The organism is Jatrophihabitans sp. (assembly GCF_036389215.1).
GTDB lineage: Bacteria > Actinomycetota > Actinomycetes > Mycobacteriales > Jatrophihabitantaceae > Jatrophihabitans_A.
Genome location: NZ_DASVQG010000121.1, coordinates 1 through 3,644 on the forward strand (window position 1 = coordinate 1; position 3,644 = coordinate 3,644).

The following is a 3,644-nucleotide window of genomic DNA, read 5'->3' on the forward strand; positions in this document are numbered from 1 at the left end:
GGCTGATCGCCTCCACGGCTCCGGACCTGCCGGTGCTGTCCTATTCCGAGGTTTCCAGCAACGCCGCAATCGTCGACACCGTGGGGGTGATCGCCAATGCCAGAACCGTTGGTGTCTGAGGACTCGGACCTGCAGCGGTTGCTGGGCACCGTGCACAGCGAGCCGGGAGCGGAAATCCTGTACCAGGACCGGGTCCGGCGGGGCGGGGTGTTCGGGTTCTTCGCCCGCGAGGTGCATCGGGTCGCCTACCGGATCGCGACCGAGGCTGACGGTGCTGAGACCGCCGCGGCCGGCACCGACCTGCCGCAACTCGCCGACCTGTCGCATCCCGGCGACGTGCCGCACTCCGACGACCCGCCGCAACTCGCCGACCTGCCGCAATCCCACGACCTGCCGCAACTCGAGGACCTGCTTGCCTCGGTCGAGGCTGCCGAGAGCGCCGGCCAGCAGCCGGCCTTTCCAGCGGCGCAGCCGCCGCGGCACGACTTCGCCGCGCTGCTGCGCACGCTGACCGACGCCGACCCTTCCGCCGACGAAGCCCCGGTGATCACCGAGCGGTTGAGCCCGCGGCCGGCGGCGGCTGCTCCGGCCCGGCAGACAGCCTCGCGGACCAACGTGACCGCCTTCGGCCGGCCCGATGCCCGCGCTCGCCTGGAGATGCTGATGCAGTTGCGCCAGGTAGGCGTTCCGGTGTCGGTGAACCCGCGGGCCGACACCCACAGCCTGTACGAGGCGTTGGAGAACATCCTGGAGGACCTGCCGGCACCGGCCGTGCCACCTCGTGGCGCGGGCCAGGTGCTGGCCGTGGTGGGCGAGTCCGGCCCGGCGCTGCAGGCGGCGCACACCTGCGCGGCGATGCTGCGGATCCCGCAGAACAGCATCGGGGTCGCGGGGATGCCCGAGCACTCGGGCGCCAGCAGGGACTATCGGGACTACCCGGTGATCAGCGGGCGGCAGGAAGCGCTGCGGCTGCGTACCGACCTCAGCGCCACGGACCTGCCCTCCGTCGTGGTGATCGCCACCGACGCGACCGAGGCCGGCTCGGATGACCCGTGGGCGGCCGAGATCCTGGCCGCGCTGCGCCCCACCGCGATCTGGGCCGTGGTGGACGCGCGGTGGAAGACCGAGGACAGCCGGGCGCAACTGGACCGGCTCGGCCGGGTCGATGCGCTGGTGGTGCATTCGGCCCAGCTGAGCGCGAGCCCGGCCTCGGTGTGGGACTTCGACCTTCCGCTGGGGCTGCTGGATGGCCGCGCGGCCAGCACGTTCGCCTGGTTGGGATTGCTGTTCCCGCTGCTGCGCACCTCTGCCCGGCACCGGGCAAGCGCATGAGGCGGCCCGCCACGGCTGCCCCGTGCCGGCTCGCTAGCGACGGGAACGGAGACCGTTGACCATGTTGCGTCCCTCGGTCCTGGGGTTGGCGATCCTGCTGAGCACGCCGGCACTGTGGTCGGCGTTCGCCGCGGGGTCGATGGGGATCACCGCGGCGCTGACCCGGTTCCTGATCGCGGTACCGGTGGCGGCGCTGATGCTGGCTCTGCTGCGGATGGTGACCACGAGCTACTCCCGCCAGGCATTGCGCAGGCAGGTGGTAGCTGCCGTCGCGGCCAAGGCCGAGGCCCGCGACCAGCAGGTGGCCGACCTCAGCTGAGGCGGCACGTCCGATCAGGGCGCGGCGGCGAATGAGGTGGCACGTCCGATCACGGCTCGGCGTCGAACGGGCGGACGGAGCCGCCCGGGCGAGCCGGGTTTGAGGCCGGACCCGCGTGCGGCAAGGATGGGCGCATGACTGAGCAGCCCCGCCCACCATGGCCGCCCAAGCTGCGCGCGGGCCGGCCGTTCCCGATCACCTTCGACGCGCTGCGGGCCATCGATGCCAGGGCCAGGCCGAACCTCAAGCGAGCGATCCCAGCCGTTCTGGTGGCGCTGGCCAGCTTCGGTTTCGGTGACCATCTCGGCGGAGTCCCGCGCACCCACGACACGACGTTCGCGATGTTCGGCCGGACGCTGAACCTGAGCAAGGGGCAGGTCAGCGTCCTGGTGCTCGGCCTCAGCCTGGTGTTCGTCGCGGCCGGAGTCATCGCCACCAGGTCGGTGGCCGGGGAACTGGGCCGGGTCAGCGAGGCGCACGGCGGCGTGGCGGCAGCCTCGGCAGTACGGCTGATCTGCATGATCGTGGGCTACGGCATCGTGCTGCTGGCGGTGCTCGGCCTGCTCCGGGTCAACCTGGCCAACCTGCTGGTCGGCGGTGCGGTGACCGGCGTGATCGTCGGCATCGCCGCCCAGCAGACCCTGGGCAACTTCTTCGCCGGACTGGTGCTGCTCTTCGCCCGTCCCTACGTCCCCGGCCAGCGGGTGAGGGTCCGCAGCGGTGCCATGGGCGGGCCGTTCGACGGCGTGATTCTCGGTGCCGGGCTGATGTACACCGTCATCGACACCGAGGAAGGCCTGATCTCGATGCCCAATTCAGGCTTGCTGGCGGCGGCCGTCGGGCCGTCCGAGGAACCTGATGAGGAGGAGGCCGGGGAGGACGCGGGCACCGCACCGACGGTGGATCCGGCAACCGGCCTCGGCGGGAAACCTGCCTGAACTAGTGACAGCCCGCGCACCCACGGGGGGTGGAGTGCGCGGGCCGTCTGAGCCCCCGTCGAGGCCAGGGCTGATTCTGCACGTGCCGGGTGCCTGCGTAAAGCTCATACACAGCTTTTCTGACAATCGACCGCCGGTAATGCGGCCACCTGACATCCACTTGACCGTGACAGCCGGGCAGCTGGATGTCTCGGTGGCACCGGGCTCACCGCCTACCACGCTTCTGGGCACAGAGTTCTGGGCACAGAGTTCTGGGCACAGAGTTGTGGGCACAGAGCTCGGGCCAGGCACCGAGTGCGGTGCCTGGCCCGAACCTGCTTGCTGTGGTGCTAGGAGTGCGTCACTGCCCTGCTAGGGATCGACTAGCTGACGTTGAGCGCGGTGTCGTCGATGACGAAGGAGGTTTGCAGTGAGGAGTCCTCCACGCCGGAGAAGCTGATCGATACGGTCTGACCGGCCAGCGAGGAGACGTTGAAGGAGCGCTGGAGGTAGCCGGTGTTCTTGTTCAGGTTGGAGTAGGTGGCCAGGGTGGTGGCACCGGCCTTGACGGTGAGGGTGTCATAGGCGGTGGTGGTGGTCGTCTCGGCGGTGTCGATGTGCAGCCAGAACGACAGGGTGTAGGTGCTGCAACCGGAGGGAATGCTGACCGACTGGCTGAGGGTGTCGGTGTGGGTGGTGCCGTAACCGTTCAGCCACGCCTTCCAGGCCCCGCTGTGCGCGGCCTGGCCGGTGGAACTGTCGATCACACCGGCCGAGGCCGACCACGGCGCGGCGGTGCCGGTCTCAAAGCCGGGGTTGCCCAGCTTCTGACCCGGCGAGGCGCACCCGCCACCGGTCGGGCTGATCGTCCAGGAGAAACTGGCCGAGCCGGTCGCCGCGGCGGCGTCCCTGGCCGTCACCGTGGAGTTGTAGGTACCCGCGGTGGTCGGGGTGCCCGAGATCAGACCCGTGGAGGCGTTGATGCTCAACCCGGCCGGCAGACCCGTCGCCGTCCAGGAGTACGGCGCGCTGCCGCCACTGGCCGACATCTGCAACGACTTGGCCGTACCCACCGT

General features: G+C 70.2%; 4 protein-coding genes. 3 read left to right on the top strand and 1 reads right to left on the bottom strand.

The annotated features are described in order from the left end of the window. Positions 1-96 precede the first annotated feature (96 nt). The 3 genes from VF542_RS05485 (at position 97) to VF542_RS05495 (ending at position 2,589) form a co-directional block, all read left to right on the top strand. On the top strand, positions 97-1,332 hold the full coding sequence (locus VF542_RS05485) for a hypothetical protein (RefSeq protein WP_408650697.1): 1,236 nt from the start codon (positions 97-99) through the stop codon (positions 1,330-1,332). Positions 1,333-1,393: 61 nt separating this feature from the next. Next, a complete protein-coding gene (locus VF542_RS05490; protein WP_408650700.1) occupies positions 1,394-1,651 on the top strand; it encodes a hypothetical protein in 258 nt (85 codons plus the stop codon). A 134-nt stretch (positions 1,652-1,785) separates the two neighbouring features. Beyond that, entirely contained in the window at positions 1,786-2,589 is an 804-nt protein-coding gene (locus tag VF542_RS05495; protein ID WP_408650698.1) for a mechanosensitive ion channel domain-containing protein, read from the top strand. A 362-nt stretch (positions 2,590-2,951) separates the two neighbouring features. Here VF542_RS05495 and VF542_RS05500 read toward each other — a convergent pair. Then, positions 2,952-3,644, bottom strand: a 693-nt coding sequence (locus VF542_RS05500; RefSeq protein ID WP_408650699.1) for a putative Ig domain-containing protein, incomplete at its 5' end; no start/stop codon positions are given.